This is a genomic window from Mycoplasma paraquilae, from assembly GCF_048284415.1.
Taxonomy (GTDB): Bacteria; Bacillota_I; Bacilli_A; order Mycoplasmatales; family Metamycoplasmataceae; genus Mycoplasmopsis.
In genome coordinates this window covers 41428-59563 of the sequence record NZ_JBLVZU010000001.1, presented here as the reverse complement: position 1 = coordinate 59563, position 18136 = coordinate 41428, and the positions used below count along the sequence as shown (strand labels likewise).

Here is an 18136-nt window from a genome sequence, read left to right as displayed (position 1 = left end):
GCATACAAAAATTATTAAGTTTATTAACGTTTTGAGAATTGTCTTGCACGACGTGCAGCACGTAAACCTGGTTTTTTACGTTCTTTAGCACGAGCATCTCTTGTTAGCATTCCTGCAGCTTTAAGAGCAGCACGGTAATCTACGTTAGCTTCTAATAAAGCACGAGCGATTCCTAGTCTAATTGCTCCAGCTTGTCCGCTAAGTCCCCCACCAGTTACGTTTACACTAACATCAAATGTTCCAAATGTATCTGTTAAAACAAATGGTTGGTTGGCATCTTTTAAATAGATATCAGATGTTAAGTAATCTCTAGCATCACGGTTGTTGATTACAAATTTTCCTGTTCCTGGTGTAAGTCTTACACGAGCAACTGATGATTTTCTTCTTCCTAAACCACGGTACATTACATTGTTATTAGCCATAATTATTTAACCTCTAATCTTTCTGGATTTTGAGCTGCGTGTTTGTGATCTGGTCCTGCGTAAACGAATAAGTTTCTACGTTGTTTGTTTCCTAATTTTGTGTGTGGAAGCATACCGCTAACAGCTTTTTCAATAATAGCTGTAGGTCTTTTCACTCTTAATTTAGCAGCTGTGATAGATTTAAGTCCACCAGGGTATCCTGAGTGTGAGTAGTAAATCTTATCTTCTTCTTTATTACCTGATAAAACAACTTTTTCAGCGTTGATAATAATTACGTTATCACCCATATCTGCATTAGGTGTAAATGTTGGTTTGTTTTTTCCTCTTAATACTGATGCTACTTGTGCAGCTAAACGACCAAGTACTTGTCCTTCAGCATCAACAACATATCATTTTTTGTTAGCTTGTTGAGTATTTACTATTGTAGTTTGTCTCATGCTAATCCTCCTACGTTAACTATAAATTTATTTAGGTTTCGGTTAATTTTTTAAATTGCTTATTAATTATAACACACAAAACCCAATAAGCTAATATTTTTTAATTATCTATTTTTGCTTAAAAATAAGGGTTTTGGTTTCTTTTTTCTTTATTTATTGTATTTTTATTTGGCTTAATAAATAAATAGCAGCTGTTTCAGCTCTTAAAATGCGACTTCCCAACGAAACTGGACTAACTTGATATTTTTCAGCTAATGTAATTTCTGCTTCGCTAAAGCCACCTTCAGGACCTACTAAAAACAATACATCATAATTAATTGGTTGTGGAAGAGCGATTGAACTAGCAATTTTTTCGTGTGCTATATATTTAGTAATGTCATTAGCTTTTATTACGTCTTCAAACTTTGCCAAAGGCATTAGTTCTGGAATCTTATTACGAAAGCTTTGCTCAGCTGCATTTCGCAAAATACTTTGAAAACGTTCATATTTGCTTTCAAATTTATTGTATTTTACTAAATCATGTTGAGTGTATTGAGTTAACATTGGAATAATCTTGGTAACTCCAAGTTCAGTAGCTTTTTGCAATGCTCATTCAAAACGATCTAGTTTAATTACGCTTATAGCCAAAATAACTTCATGCTTTAGTTCATGATCTTCTTCTAGTTTAAATTGAATTTTAGCTTGGCTTCCGTCAAGTATACATTGATAAAATTCATTTTGGTAAACACAGATAAAAGGCTTATCTTGTGCTCTAATTACCTTTATATGTTTGATAATTTCTGGATCTAAATCAAATCCATCTGTATTTTTTTTAGTTACAAAGAAACGATTCATGATTAATCCTCATTCATGATTGCTTCATAATCTTCAAGTGTTCCTCTAAAGATAAAGCTTTTCTTTGGTGATTGAAGTTCTAATATTACATCAGCACATTGGTTAACAAAGGCTCTATTATATGTAGTAAAAATTGCTCCACCTTTATAGTTTTTAACTCCTTCAATAACTGAGTCGATTGATTCAGCATCTAAATGGTCTAATGGTTGGTCTAATATTATAAAGTTTGATTCAAGTAACATCATCCGAGAAAACATTAGTCTAGCTTTTTCTCCCCCGCTTGTTACTCTAACTTTTTTAAATACTGAATCATTATTAAATAACATACGTCCTAAAAATCCACGCATACGCGCATCATCATTTTCACGGTTTTCTTTTTCTTTATTTTCTAAAGGTCATTTTGAAATTCATTCTAAAATATTTTCATCGGTATCAAAATATTTTGAATTTTCATTTGGAAAGTAAGAAGGAGTAATTGTTTGTCCCCATTCAACTGTTCCACTAGTTGGTTTAGTAATACCAAGTAAGCATTCTAAGAATTTAGTTTTAGCAATATCATCTTCTCCAACAATAACCATTTTTTCACCTGGTTTTAATGAGAATGAGACTTTTTCAAAAACTGTTTCACCCTTATCATTAACATAAGTTAAATCTTCAACATTTAAAATTTGTTTTCCATGATCACGGTTCATTTCTCAACGAACATAAGGGTATTTACGGTTAGATGGTTTAATTTCATCTAATGATATTTTTTCAAGTGCTTTTTTACGCGAAGTAGCCTGACGAGATTTAGAAGCATTGGCACTAAAACGAGCAATAAAGTCCTTTAATTTTTCAATTTGTGCTTCTTTTTTCAAGTTAGATTGTTTCATCATTTCCCGTGCTAATTCTGATGATTCTTTTCAAAAACTATAGTTACCTGTATAAATTTTAGCTTCATTATAATCGATATCCACAATGTGAGTACAGATTGCATCTAAGAAATCACTGTCATGAGATACTACAATAACAACATTTTGATAATCAATTAAAAAGTTTTCAAGTCATCTAATACTTCTTAAGTCAAGGTGGTTAGTTGGCTCGTCCATGATTAAAATATCAGGATTTCCAAATAAAGCTTTTGCTAAAAGTACCTTTATTTTTTGGTTAGCCGTTAATTCACGCATTGGAACTTCTCATTTTTCTTTAGGTATATGTAAGTTAGCTAGTAATTCTTGTGCATCATTTTCTGCTGTTCACCCGCCTAACATACCAAATTTTTCTTCCAAATCTGCGGCTCTTTCATAATCTTTATCAGTTGCATCTGGATTCATATAAATGGCATCTTTTTCTTCTTTAATTTGATATAAATCTGTATTACCCATAATCACAACTTCAGTTACATTGATATCATCATATGCATTGTGATCTTGAGAAAGAACAGAAATACGTTTATTCTTTTCAATTAAAATATTTCCACCAGAAGCTTCAATTTGTCCTGCTATTATTTTTAAAAATGTAGACTTTCCAGCACCATTAGCTCCGATAATACCATAAGTATTTCCTTCTGTAAATTTTAAGTTTACATTTTCGAATAACTTTTTATCACTAAAAATTTTGCTTAAATTTTGAACTTCAATCATTTAGTCTCCTTTTATATTATTAATTGCTATATTATATTTTAATTTTAAATTTATAAAAATATTAAAAAAACCTTCTAAATGAAGGCGATTGGCATCAAAGTTATTCACTCGATGTCGGCTCAGGTATATTATACACAATAATTAAATAAATTAATAAAATTCACCTAACTTAATTAGGCGAATTAATATTTTTATAATCTATTTTTTAGTTCTACAAAATAGTCAACATATTCTAAAGCAACATCATGTAATGTATAGCAGTTGCATTCTTCATTTTGACCAGCAACATTATCTGCTGCACATTCTGACATGCATTCTTCTTTAATTTCATCATGTGCTGCTGCTCTTGCTGTTTCTATTTCATTAACTCTTTTAGCAATGTTTTCAGAATCTAATTCTTGTTCTTTTTCTTGGTAAGCTAGAATAGCAGAAGTAGATTTTTTTTCATCAACGTGACGTTTAATTTTATTAGCATTCTCATTAGCTTTACATTTTCCACCACAGCATGCTCCACCAATAGGTTCCATAACATTTTCTTCTCTTGTTTCCATAGTTTGAAAATCGCAATCATCTTCTTTAGCAACTTCTTCAACTACTTGTTCCATTTGTTCAGTTGCTTGTAAATCTTGAGCAACTTCTTCTTTTTCTTCTTTACATTTGCATTCTGTTTCTGATGGGCATTCACATTTTTCGTCACAATGGCATTTTTTAATAGTAACTAATTCTTCAATAACCACGGGTTCCTTGTGTTTAATTTTTTCGATAATTACTTCTTCAGCAACTTCATCCACAACAGGAACTTTGTTGAATTCTTCAAATTCTTCAGCAGTTAATTTTCATTGTCTTACGTGCTTACAATTTCTAAAATTTCTTGAACATCTAAGGCATCTTTTCATATTATTCTCCGTTTCTTTTAAATCTATTTCATCATATGTGGGTAATGAGACATATTGAATGATAAATTTTCTTGGTCTACTTGGGAATCTTCTCACAGGATATAACGTATGAGCACGAAGTACTCTGTGTTGGTTGTCCCTTGTTATTGAGTTTTCCATATATAAATTATATGGTTTTTCCTTGTTTTTATCTGTAAAATTATTCTTTTTTACATTTAAGCTATTTGAATCATTATTTAAATTATCTCAATTACTTTCAGCTTGATTATTTTGGTAAGTTTCTTCTAAAAAGCTAGGTGTATTTTCTTCTGGCTGATATGGTAAACTAGCTTCTTGTAATGCTTGTTCCATTTTAGCAAGTTGTTGAGCTTCTTCTTGTTTAATTTCTTCTAATCTACGTTTAATTGAATTATAAATATCAATTAAAGTACGTTCTTGTTCTTCGATTGAACGATATGGATCCATTGGCATAGTTGAAAGTATTTGTTGAAAAACACTGTCAGCACGCATTTCTTTTGTTATTAATGATTTCATTCCGATTCTATTTGAGAAAATTCGAAGCAATACTCCATAGGCAATATCATCTACCATTGCGTCAAAAGTTTTCGTACCTTCTTCGGTATATATTTGATATGGATTTTTTTGTGAGTATTGTACTAAATTAACATTTGAACGCAATTTATCCATTTTGTTAATATGTGCTTGTCATTTTTCGTCTAGAGTTTGCAAAATAGTCTCTTTAAGTAAACTTAAAATTTCATCTTGACTAGCATTTTCAAAAGCGTTTTCTTGTCATTGTTCATAAACTGTTAGTACAATATTAGCTATATATTCAGGTAAATCACTTTCATGTACTTTTGAAATTTCACCTAAATCAAAATGGAATTTAATTAAGCTTCCAATGTTTTCATTTAAAAAACTTACTAGTGCTGCATAATTGTAAGTATTATTATGTAATCTATATTCACCTCTACGCACAATACTACGTGCTGAGGATGCAATCATTCTTTGTACAATAAAAACAATATCCTTGCTATATAAAATTAAGTCTCTTTGTGCGTAAATTAAATCACGTTGTTGTCTAATAACATCATCATAATTTAAAACTGACTTACGTGAGTCGTAATTAAAACCTTCAATTTTCTTTTGTGCATGGTTAAAAGCAAAACGTAGTTGTTTATTAGTTACTTCTTTTCCTTTAGAATCAGCATATGCTTCTCTAAAACTTTCATAGTTAGCGAATCTTTGCATCAATTGATCATCAATAGAAACAAAGAATTTACTTGTCCCAACATCACCTTGACGTCCTGAACGTCCCCTTAATTGATTATCAATTCTTCTTGATTCAGCTTTGTCAGTTCCAAGGACATATAAACCACCGCGGGCAAGTGCTTCAGCAGAAGGCTTAATGTCAGTTCCACGCCCCGCCATATTTGTTGCTATTGTTACTGAAGCAACTTCTCCGGCATGTGAAATAATTTCGGCTTCTGAGGCATTTTGTTTAGCATTAAGCACTGTGTGCGGAATTCCGCGGTTAATCAACATTTTGTGAACAATTTCTGAATCTTCAATTTGAGCTGTTCCAACTAAAACTGGCTGCCCTTTTTTGTGTAGCTCAATAATTTTTTCAACAACAGCGTTTCACTTATCTTCTGCTGTAGCAAAAATTGCATCAGGTTCATCAACTCTAGCTATTGGTTTATTGGTTGGAACTACATTTACCCGCATGTTATAGATATCAATGAATTCTTGTTCTTCAGTTTTACCTGTTCCTGTCATTCCACAAAGCTTTTTAAACATTCTAAAGAAGTTTTGATATGTAATAGTTGCCAATGTTTTAGTTTCTGGTTCAATTTCGACCATTTCTTTAGCTTGAATAGCTTGTTGTAACCCTTCTGAATAACTACGTCCATCCATAATACGACCAGTAAAGGCGTCAACTAGTTCAATTTTTCCTTCACGCACAATGTATTCAACATCAATTCTCATGATCTTGTGAGCTCTAAGGGCATTTTGCACAAGGTGCACAGTTTCTGAATTTTCAATGTTATAAAAATTAGGTGTGTGGTAAAACTTATTAGCCTTTTCAATACCAGCATGTGTTAAAGTAACTGCCTTAGATTCTTCATCAATTAAATAGTCATTTTTATTTAATGTACGAACAAATTGGTCTGCTGCAAAGTATGAAGAAGTATCTTCGGCATCTCCACCAGAAATAATTAAAGGTGTTTTTGCTTCATCAATTAAAATTGAATCTACTTCATCAATTAAGCAGAATTGTAAACCTCTTTGAACTTTTTCACTTCCATCCTTAACCATGTTATCTCTTAGATAGTCAAAACCTAGTTCAGAGTGTACTGAATAAGTAATGTCAGCAGCATAAGCATTACGTTTATCAAATGGGTTCATTTGTGCTTTATTAATGCCAACTGTTAGGCCTAAAAAGTTAAATACTTGTCCCATTTCGATAGCATCACGTTCTGATAGATATTCATTAACTGTTGAAACAATAGCTCCTTTACCTAACAAAGCATTTAGATATACGGGAGCAATAGAAGTAATAGTTTTTCCTTCTCCTGTTTTCATTTCTGCAACTGATCCTAAATCTAAAAGTAATCCACCTAGAATTTGCACATCATAAGGACGTTTCCCTAGTACTCTTTTAGTTGCTTCACGAGCTACTGCAAAAGCATCATTTCTAATATCATCTAAGCTATAACCTTTAGCTAATAAGTCCTTGAAGAATTGAGTCTTTTCTTTCAATTCTTGGTCAGTAAATTTCTCAACAATAGGTTCTAATTGATTGATCTTTTTAAGAGCTTTTTCAGCAATACGCATTTCAGTAGTCTTTAGATCGAAAAATTTATTTAAATTACTCATAATGTTTAAATTATACTGACTTTTTATTTAAATAAAGTGAATTATTAACTATTAAGAAATAAATATGTGCAAAGAGCTTTTACAAATTGATTTATTTTAAGGTTATTAAAAATACTAAATAATGTTGCTTAAGTAAAAATTTTTAGCCTATCAGTAAGATTCAAAAAAATAAATAAAAACTTCAATTCCTTTGAGTGAATTGAAGCTTAATTTCAACTATCTTTATTATATTATGATTCTTTATTTAATAAAACTTTCATCAAAGACACCAATGTAAGGTAAGTTACGTAATTTTTCATCATAGTCTAGACCAAATCCAACTAGAAATTCATCAGGTGCAATAAAGCCATAATGGTCAGCTTGAAAATCTACCTTACGGTTATAAGGTTTATCCATCAAAGTTAGCACTTTTAAGCTGTGAGGATGCCTTTCTTTTAACATTGAACATACCTTTTGTAATGTGATTCCACTATCAATAATATCTTCAGCAATTAAGACATCTTTTCCTTCAATATCATTAGCTAAATCCATAATGATTTTAACACTTCCGCTGCTTGCATGTGAGCCCGCATAAGTACTTACAGTCATAAAATCTAACTTATGATCTACTTCAACATTTTTAATTAGTTGAGCTAAAAAAGGAATAGAACCCTTAAGTAAGCCAACTATAATTAAGTCATTTGAATCTTTATAAGTTTGATTAACTCAGTTTGCACATTGCACAATATGTTTTTCAATAAAAGCTTGGTCAAAAAGCACTTTCTTAACCATTGGATGCACTTTTGTTTGTTTATTCTTATTAAATATTTGTAGCATGATGTTCTTTATACTCCTCAATTAATTTAACTGCTTGAGCAAAAACCTGTTCTTCGGTTAGAACATTGGTATCAATAATGGCATATTTAATATTGTAAGTATTAGCAATCTTGATAAAAGCTTCCTTATAAACTTGATAAAGTTCCTTAAAATAAGCCTTATTTACTTCATAGTTATCAATTTCTACTTTTCTACCACGCGCAAAAAGTCTTTTTTCAAAATTTTCATATGAAACATCTAAAAAAATAGCAAATTCAGGTAACTCATTTTGACTAACTAATACTTTAAACAGTGCGTCGTAGGCTTGCATAGCTTTAGGAGATAAGTTTTTTAAGTTAACTAGGGCAAAAACATAATGTTCTGCACTGAAACGATCTAGGAATAATAAGTCTTTATTTGGATCCATTTTAAGTTGATTAAATTTAGCAATGGCTTTATCTACATTAGCTAAATGGTTTTCAACCACATACGCTTGAAATGATAAATCTAAATTAGGTCTTTTTTCATAGAACCAATTTAGCATAGTGGTAAAGACTTCATCATTTTCTGAATATTCCTCAAGTAAGATTGAATTTTTATAGTGCTGTAGTAATTTAGAAGTTAATGTACTTTTTCCACTACTAATCATTCCTGAAATTCCAATAATCATATGATCCCCCCTTGCAGTTATAGCAATTAATATTTGTTTTATTATAAAGCAAATTTAGTCCCTAAGTTTAAAAAAATCAAAAATACTTTTTAGTATTTTGACTCATTTCAAAATTCTTGAGCAGTTCTGCTTTTTACTCATTTTAAAAATGGATATAAAGCTAGTGAAATAACTTCTAATATGCCTCATTCTACTAGCATATTTATTCAAATTAAGCCAAATCAAATTTTAGCATTGCCAATGTTTAGATCCTTAAATTGAATCGTGATTAATAAAGCACTTGACACTAGCATAGTATTTAGCATAAAGATGCAAAAAGCATAAATAGCCACTGAAACTAAATTAAAGCTTCACACTTTGAATAATAAATAATAAATGGCACAAAGAATAAGCCCAAGTAATATTCTTGGTATTAATGAAATATAAACTAAGTTAAAAATAGGTAACTGCAAAATAATTGATCCAATAAAAGATCAGAACCCAAAATTAAAACACGTTCATAAAATCCCAATGTATCCTAAATGAATTGATGCAATTAATATAATTAATGGAATAGTAGTTATCGATACTATTCCAACTGTAATATAACCTGTATATGGTGTAAACGTAAAAACGATTATTATTGCTAAATATAGAGCTAAGTAAACAATTATTTTAATATCTCATATTTTTGTAATACTTTTTTTCATAGGAAATATTATATGTTAAAAACATAATATTTTAAAATAATGTTTTAGACCTACTGCACAGAAATAAAAATCATTATAAAACTAAAAAAGTTTATTTTTCTTTTAATTTTATATCACATTTATAGTTTTTTATTTTTATCTTTTTACACCTATAAAATAAGAATATAAATAAAAAAATTTAGCTATACGCTAAATTCTACATTTTCTATTCTAACATTATATTTTGTAGCTGTATCGACCTCAACAATATCACCTACTTCTTGACCCAACATTGCTACTGCAAGAGGACTTTTATTAGAAATTTTTCCATCAAATGGATCTGCATCATGCACACCCATGATTGTAACTTTTTTTCTTTCTCCTGTTGACATAACAGTAAATTCCACTGTTGAACCAATTGTTACAACTTCTTGGCTTTGGTGTTTTTCATTACCTTCAATTAAAACAGCATTATCAAGAATTTGTTCTAATTCTGAAATACGCCCTTCTATAGCACCTTGTTTATCTCTAGCTGCATCATATTCAGCGTTTTCTGACAAGTCACCTTGTGCTCTAGCTTCTTTTAAGGCAGCTTGTACAGCTGGTCTTTCAACATTAATTAAATGTTCATATTCTTTTTTGTATTTATCTAATGTTTCTTGTGATAAATAAACTTTTCCTTGTTGTTCTGTGTTTTGCATAAGAATCCTCTTTCTAATTTATTATATTTTACCTTATTATTTTTTAACTATAAATAGATATTTTGAACTTATATATGACACTTCATAAGGCATGTCAGTCATCTTAAGATAGCTAATCATTCGTTTAATTTCGCTTTTAGGGTTAGCAAATGAAACTAATATCATTCCTTTATGCAATTTCTTATTAAATTTATCAAAAATATCATTGATATCACCTTGAGCATCCATGATAATTAAACAATCAATTTCTGATTCATCATAAAGTTTAATTTCATTTGGAAAATGATCAGGGAATTTTAATCTTAAATCTTCAAGTTTATCATATTGAATTTCTTTTGAATAAACATAAGTTTGTCCCTTAATTTTTTGAGCAATAGCAACAATTGGAAATAAATCATGATTATTAACTACTAGCACATTTTTATATTCATTACGATAAATGGTATTAATAATACCTTCAACATCGATATCATTAGCTTTTGATTTCAAGTAATCCTTTAGTTCATATGGGAGTTCACCTAAATCATTTCTCAAAGCTTGAATTTGAATCATAGCTTCTTCTTGTGTCTTTTTTAGCATTTTATTACGCATTTTTCTAGCCAATACTTGCATTACAATGTAAACTGTAAAACCAATTATAACTAGGACTAAGGCAGAAACACCTAATGCTACTCTAGCTTCATAAGTCATTTTATTTACCTCACTTGTTTTGATAATAGTCTAAGTAATCTTGCAAAATAATCAACGCTGCTAACTGATCTTTTTTAGCTTTACGCTTTTGTTGAGTTAATCCAGCAGCCATCATAGCTTCATTAGCTCTTTTTGTTGAATATTGTTCGTTAACAAAGAGCACTGGTAAATTAAAGCGTGCAATTAATTTTTGTTTAAAATCTTCCACCATATAAGTGCGTTCACTTTTATCGCCACTAATTTTAAGTGGATAGCCTAGTACAATACCATCAATTTTATTTTTATATTCATTAAGATAGAAATCAACACGATTAAGTGCAGCCTCAAAATCATTTTCAGCAAACATAAAGTTTTCAAGACCACTAGCTATAATTTCATTTTCATCAGTTATAGCAAAGCCACAACTTTTGATCCCTAAATCTAATCCTAGTTTTCTCATACCAATTCTTCTTGTATGTAGGTTAATAATTCATTAGCATTCTCTACTTTACCCATTGATAAAATAGCATTTCCACCACCACGACCATTTAATTTTTTAAATAATTGTTGTGCAATAGTATTTGAATTATAAGTTTTTGAAGCAACCACTAACATTGGATTGTTTTCTTCTGAAGTAAGTACTACTAAAACATCTTGATATTTTTCTCTTAGTGTAGAAGCTACAGTTTTAATATTAGCTTTATCAATTGTTTGATTTAAGTAAACTTTATGTCCTTTAATATCAAGTAATTCGATATTGTCATAATCGAATTCAAAACTACTTGCTAATTCTTTCTGAATTTTCTTATTATCGTCTTTTAAAGCTTCAAGTGTAGCTTGTAAGTATTCAATTGCTGCTTCTTTATCCTCAGGCACATTTAGTTCATAAGTATAGTCTTTATTTAATTTAGTGTTCTTTTCAAGCATCTTTTCAACTTCAACAAGTAATTTATTAACTTCTTCTTCTAAATATTCATTAACTAAAGCGTTTGAAGAGATGGCTCTGATTCTATAAACACCAGCTGCTTTTTTATCAACATTAGTAATTTTGAAATTTTCAAGTTTAGCTGTATTTGAAAGGTGAGTTCCTCCACAAAGATCTGCTGTAATTCCATCAAACTTAACAATGCGAACATTTTGAGGATTCATGTATTCAGATTCCTCAAGTGTCATAATTGCACCAAGTTCCTTAGCTTGTTCTGTAGTCATTTGTAAGTAATCACGTTTGGCATCTTGAGCAATATAACTACGTACTAGGCGTTCTACTTCTTTAATTTGTTCATCGGTAGGTTTACTATCAGCTGGAAGGTCAAATGTTAAACGTTCTTCATTGTTATCTGATCCAAGTTGTTTAATTTGATTTCCAAGTACATTTCTTAAAGCACAAAACATTAAGTGTGTTCCTGAGTGATTTCTTTCAAGACCTAAACGAATTGTTTCATCAACAAAACATTCAACAGGTAAGTCTTTTTTAATCTTGCCTTCAACTTTATGAATGTGGTTTCCGAATTTATCTTTAAATACATCTAAAATTAAGATTTTTTCATGGCCTTGTTGCATGTAACCACGGTCGTGTTTTTGGCCACCACTAGTTGCATAAAATGGTGTCTCTTTTAGTACTACATAAGCAATGCCATTAGCACTAGTAACTTCTTTTTCTGCATCAAGTAAGTATAAAATATCACTAACATTATGAGTAGTTTCATATCCAACAAATTTATCAACTTTTGATTTTAAGATTGTAAGTGAGTTAATAACTTTATCCATTCCAGATAATTTAGCATTTCTTGAAGCATCAGCATGATCTTTCTTAGCTTTTTCATATCCTTCATAATCAATCTTTATATTCTTTTGCTCTAAAATTTCAGCTGTTAATTCAACTGGGAATCCATAGGTTTCAAATAATTTGAAAGCAACATCACCAGGGAAAATTACAATATCATCATTTAAATAATTATTTAATAGGTTTTTACCATTTTCAATGGTACGTGAGAAAGTTAATTCTTCATCCTTAATAATTTGTTTAATTGGGCCAACTTCATATTCAAAAGGTAAACTAGCTTTAACAACATCAACTAATTTATATAAAAATGGGTCATATATTTTAAGTTGCATTGCTTTATAAACACTTCTACGAATTAGTCTTCTTAAGATATATCCTCTACCAACATTTGAAGGTTTAGCACCATCAGCAATAGCATTTGTTACAGTACGCATGTGATCAGCAATAACTTTGAAGCATGAGTTAATAAACATTTGTTCAGGTTCTTTAGTAAAATAGTTATTAATATCATATCTAAATTCAGTGAATTTTTCTATTTCATGAATAATAGGTAAGAATAAGTCAGTATCAAAGTTAGTTGGAGCATCTTGCATAATTGAAACAATTCTTTCAAGTCCAGCTCCTGTATCAATGTTTTTTTGTTTTAATTCCGTATATTCACCTTCTCCGTTTGAATTATAAGTTGAAAAAACAATGTTTCAAATTTCGATATAACGATCATTTTCTAAGTCTTCTTTTAATAATTCAATTCCTCTAGCATCATACTTTGAACCACGATCATAAAAGATTTCAGTATTAGGCCCACAAGGTCCTGAACCAACTTCTCAAAAGTTAGTGTCTTTGCTTCCTGGTATCATATGGTCTTCTTCGAAACCATGTGACATTCATTCGTTTTTAGTTTCTAAATCTTCATAATAGTATGTAAAATAAAGTTTTTCTTTGTCTATTTTAAGTACATCAAGTAAAAACTCACTAGCGAATGCAATAGCCTCTTTTTTAAAGTAATCTCCAATTGAAAAGTTACCAAGCATTTCAAAAAATGTATGGTGACGAGCTGTAATACCTACATTTTCAATATCATTGGTTCTAATTGCTTTTTGTGAGTTAGTTAATCTTTTTGCGGGTGCTACTTTTTTACCAGCAAAATAATCTTTTAAAGTAGCTACCCCACTATTAATTCATAAAAGTGAAGGGTCATTATGTGGCACTAAACTTTTTGAAGGCACAATAAAGTGTCCTTTTGATTCAAAAAATGATAATCACTTTTCTCTAATTTCTTTTGAATTCATAAAAACCTCTTTTAAATGTAATCTTTCTTAATATTATCCATATATATTTCATCAATTATGGCTCCACCAATACATTTGTCTCCATCATATAACACAACTTGTTGCCCTGGGGTTACTGCAGAAGCAGTTTCTGGATAAAAGACTTTAATTTTACGATCGGGTAAAAATTCTACTGACACTTTAATGTCCTTTTGTCTATATCTAAACTTAGCTGATAAATTATTAGGATTGAAATCAGTGTTATTTAAAGTTAAATCACTAGCAAGTAAACTATTTGAAATTAAATATTCAGGATGAGAGTTAGGGGCAACATATAAAATATTCTTTCTAACAGCATGACCACAAACATAATATGGTTCACTCATTCCGCCTAAGTTGAGTCCTTTACGTTGTCCAATTGTATAGTAGAAACATCCGATATGTCTACCCATTTTTTTACCTGTAGTAATATCTACAATATCCCCTTCTTGGGCAGGGATATAATTTTGTAAAAATTGTCCAAAGTTTCTTTCACCTATAAAACAAATTCCGGTTGAATCTTTTTTGGTTGCTGTTACTAAATTTAACTTTTTAGCAATTTCTCTAATTTCAGGTTTAGTCAATTTAGCCAGTGGCATAATTACTTTTTCAAGTTGTTTATGTGAAAGTTGCGCTAAGAAATATGTTTGGTCTTTGTCTTGATCAGCTGCTCGATATAAGTGCCCATCAATTACATTAGCATAATGCCCCATTGCTATATAATCAGCTTTTAATTCATTAAAAGCATATTGTGCAAAAGCATTAAACTTTATGTACTTGTTACATAAAATATCTGGATTAGGGGTTCGCCCCTTTTTATATTCTTCAATAAAGTTTTCAAATACATTATCTCAATATTCCTTAACAAAATCTACACGAAAAAGAGGAATATCTAGCGCTTTTGCTACAGCCTGAGCATCTTGATAGTCTTTTTCTTGTGGACAAACATCTTGTGAAATATCAGCATTACCTAAAATATCATTATTAACAATACTATCTCAATTGCGCATGAATAAGCCCACAACATCATAACCTTGTTGTTTTAAGATATAAGCAGCTACAGAAGAATCAACCCCTCCCGACATACCAATAACTACTCTTTTTGTCATATATATTCCTCCTTAAATGTATTGTTATCAAATTTATAAATAAATTTTATAACAATATCACATTTTGCACAATTATATAAATATAAAACTCTATTTTTTTTACCTCTAATACATAGGAATAAAAATATATCACACAGTTTTTTAGTGTGATATAAAATTTATTATTATAAATTAATTGTCTAATTTAATTTTTGCAATTTCGATTTTATTTTGTACCAAATCTTGTTCTAGTTCAATAATTCTGTTTAGTTCGCCTTCTAATTTTTTTGCTTCTTCTACACTTGGCTTTGTAACTGGTTCTTTTGGTGCAAATAATTCACAAGTTTCATTAGCCTGTATAATCGAAATTTCATATGTACCAATTTTTTTGGCAATATCAATAATCTCATTTTTATCATATGTAAGTAATGGACGTAGAATTTGTCTATGGCAAGCAGCACCAATTGTACTTAAAGATTCTAAAGTTTGTGAAGCAACTTGTCCTAGATTATCACCATTTGAAATCGCTATTTGACCATATTTATCGCAAATTTGATCAGCAATACGATAAAAACTTCTGCGCATTAAAGTAATTTTGTAAGATTCTCGAGACACAAATGAAATATAGTTCATTAAATTAGCATAATTAGCTATAAGTAAGTTTGAAGTAACTTGATATTGATTTAGTACCTTTACTAGGTTAGTGATTTTTTCAATTGTTCGCTCATCAGTTTGCGGTGGAGTAATAAAGGTTAAGAAGTCAACCTTAATTCCACGCTTCATCATTTTAAACGCAGCAATAGGCGAATCAAATCCTCCAGAAATTAAGTGTAGCACTTTTCCTGATACACCTACAGGTAGTCCCCCTAGCCCTTCGTAGTACTCTGAAAACATATACGTTCTACCATTTCTTACTTCAACATAAAAAGTTTGATCAGGGTTATGTACATCAACTTTTAAATTAGTAGCTTTTAATATTTCACCACCCAAAATATGATTGATTTGATCTGATGAATATTCGAACTGTTTATAATTTCTTCTAGCAGCTATTTTAAATGTTTTAGCTTCTGGCTTAACAAGTTTTAAAGCAGTTTTCTTAAATACTTCTATATCGTTTTCCACCACTGCTACAGGTGAAAATGAACTAATACCAAAAACATAGTTCAATTTCTCCATATTATGTGGCGAATATGTTAAATACATTCTATCAAATTCAACCTGTGGAGCTTCTCCAACAATGTGTTTAATATTATTTGCTAATGTATTAATAAATGTTTTACGATTTTTTTTCTTGAGCACTAGCTCACCATATCTAATTAAAATTTTACTGTACATATTTCTCCTTAATCAAGAATCTTTTGACAGTTTGATAAGATTCTTTGTAATCGTTGTTTTGTTGTATTTGAATTCGAGTTTGATTAATTAATTCTTTATAAGCATTAATTTTTTCTTCCCCAATCAAAAAGCGCTCATTACTTGCAACTTCGAAGCAAAGTGCATCATACATTTCATGATATTTTTCATTTATTGCTATCTTTCTGATTAAGAAAGCAAGAGTATGGATAAAATCATTTCAAACAAGCTGATGTTTACCTCAACTCTTATATTTTTTAATATTAGTTTCAAACTGATTTTTTAAAATTTTTTGCGCTTCATTTATTTCAGGATCATTGACTAAATGATCATTTTCTATGACTGCAAAATAGGCTTCAACTGCATTAGATAAGTCTATATCGCGCTGAACCTTAATCCCTGAGATATGGTGTATTTCAAGTTTATAATTTAAATATGCATCATCAAATTTTTTTACAGCTTGTAAAAACTCTTTTACAGCTTTTAAAATATCTAATAGGACACTTAAATTATTAATTGCATTAACTTTTGATTCTAAGTCACAGTAAACTTTATTCAATTTACTAGTTTCCTTATGTAATTCAATATAAATTGTTTTACGTGTCACTCACAAGGATGCAAGATCTTTTTTTATAACTTCAAAAAAATCTTTAATACTTTGATTTAATATTGTTCCATGATAAATCTTTCAATATACATCATAAATTTTAGTAATATTAGTAGCTAGCTTATTTGAATCAAACTCAAATCATGTTTGAGAAAGTTTTTCAATATTTTGATTTAAGGTTTTATATTCTGCTAATACTTTTGTTTTTGTTTCTTTTTTAATTGCTTTTTTGAGCTCATTGGGCAAAGCATCAAATAAATAATATTCAATTTTACTTGCTCCTATGATTAAATTATTTAAATCATTTAATCTAACTCTTAAATCATCAATTTTTTTATCAGCTTGTGAAAATTGTCCTTTGTATTTGGAATTATCTAGTTCATTTAGACGCTTAGCCATTTTTTGTACTTTATCAGTTAAAATAGGATTTAAATTCTTTGTGATAGATTTATTCTTATTTAAAACTTCCTTATAGTATTCAACTATTTCAAGGTAATTAGTAAATACATCATCAATGAGTTTTCAATCAATATCAAACTCTTGTGCAATTTGATCAAAAGACTTACATTTGTCTTTGTACAAGATAAATAAACGTCTGAGTGTTTTTCTTTCTTTAACTACTTGAAAAAATTTCTTTTCTTGAATAACAGCATTTAAACTATAAATATGCTGTAAAATTACATCTTTTTTCTGGCAAATATCTTGATTAGTACTTTTTAACTTGTCACAAATTGGCTCAAATGATTTCTCATTCTTCGCTAAAATAGCACACTTTTGAATAGCATCTTTGTTTTTAGTGTTTTCTCTCTGTAATGTTATTCTTAATTCTGAAATATATGCTGCATTCTTTTTGAAATAAATGTTCCTAATAAGAATTATTGAAAGGAACAGTATGAGTAATACCGCAATAACAACAAATACAATAAAGATAGCTAAAACAGTTGTATTATGTTTCTCCATGTCCCTTCCTTTTAACTTTAATTATTAATAATTAAAGTTTATCAAAGTTTTAATTTTATATCCTTAAAATAAAGAAAAAACTCCAAAGTGGAGTTTATGGTCACTAAAGTGATATGGAGCGAGTGAAGGGAATCGAACCCTCATAGTCAGCTTGGAAGGCTGAAGTTCTGCCATTAAACTACACTCGCAACTTGTTATTTGCGTTATTATTATATCACGAATAACAATCTTTGGAAATAAATTTTTTATTTTTTTACACAAAGCAAGTCATTGGCGCGCCCGGCAGGAGTCGAACCCGCAACCTTTAGGGCCGTAACCTAACACTCTGTCCAGTTGAGCTACGGGCGCATTAATGGAGGCACCAACGGGATTCGAACCCGTAATCAAAGTTTTGCAGACTCATGCCTTGGCCATTTGGCTATGGTGCCTTGTGCTTTATTATTA

Annotated in this window: 15 protein-coding genes and 3 tRNA genes; all 18 read right to left on the bottom strand. The window is 29.9% G+C overall.

Going from position 1 to position 18136, the window contains the following annotated elements:
• Window positions 1-23 precede the first annotated feature (23 nt).
• The 18 genes from rpsI to ACNQ12_RS00190 all read right to left on the bottom strand — a co-directional run bounded on the left by rpsI (window position 24) and on the right by ACNQ12_RS00190 (window position 18120).
• Entirely contained in the window at window positions 24-422 is a 399-nt protein-coding gene (gene rpsI / locus ACNQ12_RS00275; protein ID WP_416754477.1) for a 30S ribosomal protein S9, read from the bottom strand.
• A 2-nt stretch (window positions 423-424) separates the two neighbouring features.
• Window positions 425-859 carry a 50S ribosomal protein L13 gene (gene rplM, locus ACNQ12_RS00270; protein ID WP_416738470.1) on the bottom strand — a complete coding sequence of 145 codons (435 nt, stop codon included), beginning with the start codon at window positions 857-859 and terminating at the stop codon, window positions 425-427.
• Between the two features lie 153 nt (window positions 860-1012).
• The gene (locus ACNQ12_RS00265; protein ID WP_418036814.1) at window positions 1013-1693 is read right to left on the bottom strand and encodes a 16S rRNA (uracil(1498)-N(3))-methyltransferase; all 681 of its coding nucleotides are present in this window, start codon (window positions 1691-1693) and stop codon (window positions 1013-1015) included.
• Window positions 1694-1695: 2 nt separating this feature from the next.
• A complete protein-coding gene (locus tag ACNQ12_RS00260) occupies window positions 1696-3315 on the bottom strand; it encodes an ABC-F family ATP-binding cassette domain-containing protein (protein ID WP_418018978.1) in 1620 nt (539 codons plus the stop codon).
• A gap of 191 nt (window positions 3316-3506) precedes the next feature.
• On the bottom strand, window positions 3507-7091 hold the full coding sequence (gene secA / locus ACNQ12_RS00255) for a preprotein translocase subunit SecA (protein WP_418036810.1): 3585 nt from the start codon (window positions 7089-7091) through the stop codon (window positions 3507-3509).
• 240 nt (window positions 7092-7331) lie between these two features.
• Window positions 7332-7907, bottom strand: a complete 576-nt coding sequence (hpt, locus tag ACNQ12_RS00250) for a hypoxanthine phosphoribosyltransferase (protein WP_418036808.1) — start codon at window positions 7905-7907, stop codon at window positions 7332-7334.
• Entirely contained in the window at window positions 7891-8556 is a 666-nt protein-coding gene (locus tag ACNQ12_RS00245; protein ID WP_416754482.1) for a deoxynucleoside kinase, read from the bottom strand. Before ACNQ12_RS00245 ends, hpt begins: the two co-directional genes overlap by 17 nt.
• Window positions 8557-8645: 89 nt before the next feature.
• A complete protein-coding gene (locus tag ACNQ12_RS00240) occupies window positions 8646-9245 on the bottom strand; it encodes a hypothetical protein (protein WP_416754483.1) in 600 nt (199 codons plus the stop codon).
• Between the two features lie 182 nt (window positions 9246-9427).
• Window positions 9428-9925, bottom strand: coding sequence for a transcription elongation factor GreA (greA, locus tag ACNQ12_RS00235; protein WP_416754485.1), 498 nt, complete (start codon window positions 9923-9925; stop codon window positions 9428-9430).
• Between the two features lie 36 nt (window positions 9926-9961).
• On the bottom strand, window positions 9962-10615 hold the full coding sequence (locus ACNQ12_RS00230; protein ID WP_418018975.1) for a BC85_0335 family putative methyltransferase: 654 nt from the start codon (window positions 10613-10615) through the stop codon (window positions 9962-9964).
• A 1-nt stretch (window position 10616) separates the two neighbouring features.
• Window positions 10617-11054, bottom strand: coding sequence for a Holliday junction resolvase RuvX (gene ruvX, locus ACNQ12_RS00225; RefSeq protein WP_418036806.1), 438 nt, complete (start codon window positions 11052-11054; stop codon window positions 10617-10619).
• Window positions 11042-13666, bottom strand: coding sequence for an alanine--tRNA ligase (gene alaS, locus ACNQ12_RS00220; RefSeq protein WP_418036804.1), 2625 nt, complete (start codon window positions 13664-13666; stop codon window positions 11042-11044). Before alaS ends, ruvX begins: the two co-directional genes overlap by 13 nt.
• A gap of 11 nt (window positions 13667-13677) precedes the next feature.
• Window positions 13678-14793 (bottom strand): tRNA 2-thiouridine(34) synthase MnmA, encoded by a 1116-nt coding sequence (gene mnmA / locus ACNQ12_RS00215; protein ID WP_418036802.1) that lies wholly within the window; start codon window positions 14791-14793, stop codon window positions 13678-13680.
• 171 nt (window positions 14794-14964) lie between these two features.
• Complete coding sequence (gene thiI / locus ACNQ12_RS00210; RefSeq protein ID WP_418018972.1) at window positions 14965-16107, bottom strand: tRNA uracil 4-sulfurtransferase ThiI; 1143 nt, start codon at window positions 16105-16107, stop codon at window positions 14965-14967.
• Window positions 16097-17692, bottom strand: coding sequence for a hypothetical protein (locus ACNQ12_RS00205; RefSeq protein ID WP_418018971.1), 1596 nt, complete (start codon window positions 17690-17692; stop codon window positions 16097-16099). Before ACNQ12_RS00205 ends, thiI begins: the two co-directional genes overlap by 11 nt.
• A 114-nt stretch (window positions 17693-17806) precedes the next feature.
• Window positions 17807-17880: transfer RNA gene (locus ACNQ12_RS00200), tRNA-Gly, on the bottom strand.
• 83 nt (window positions 17881-17963) lie between these two features.
• A tRNA-Arg gene (locus tag ACNQ12_RS00195) sits at window positions 17964-18040 on the bottom strand.
• 5 nt (window positions 18041-18045) lie between these two features.
• Window positions 18046-18120 (bottom strand) — tRNA-Cys (locus tag ACNQ12_RS00190).
• Window positions 18121-18136 lie beyond the last annotated feature (16 nt).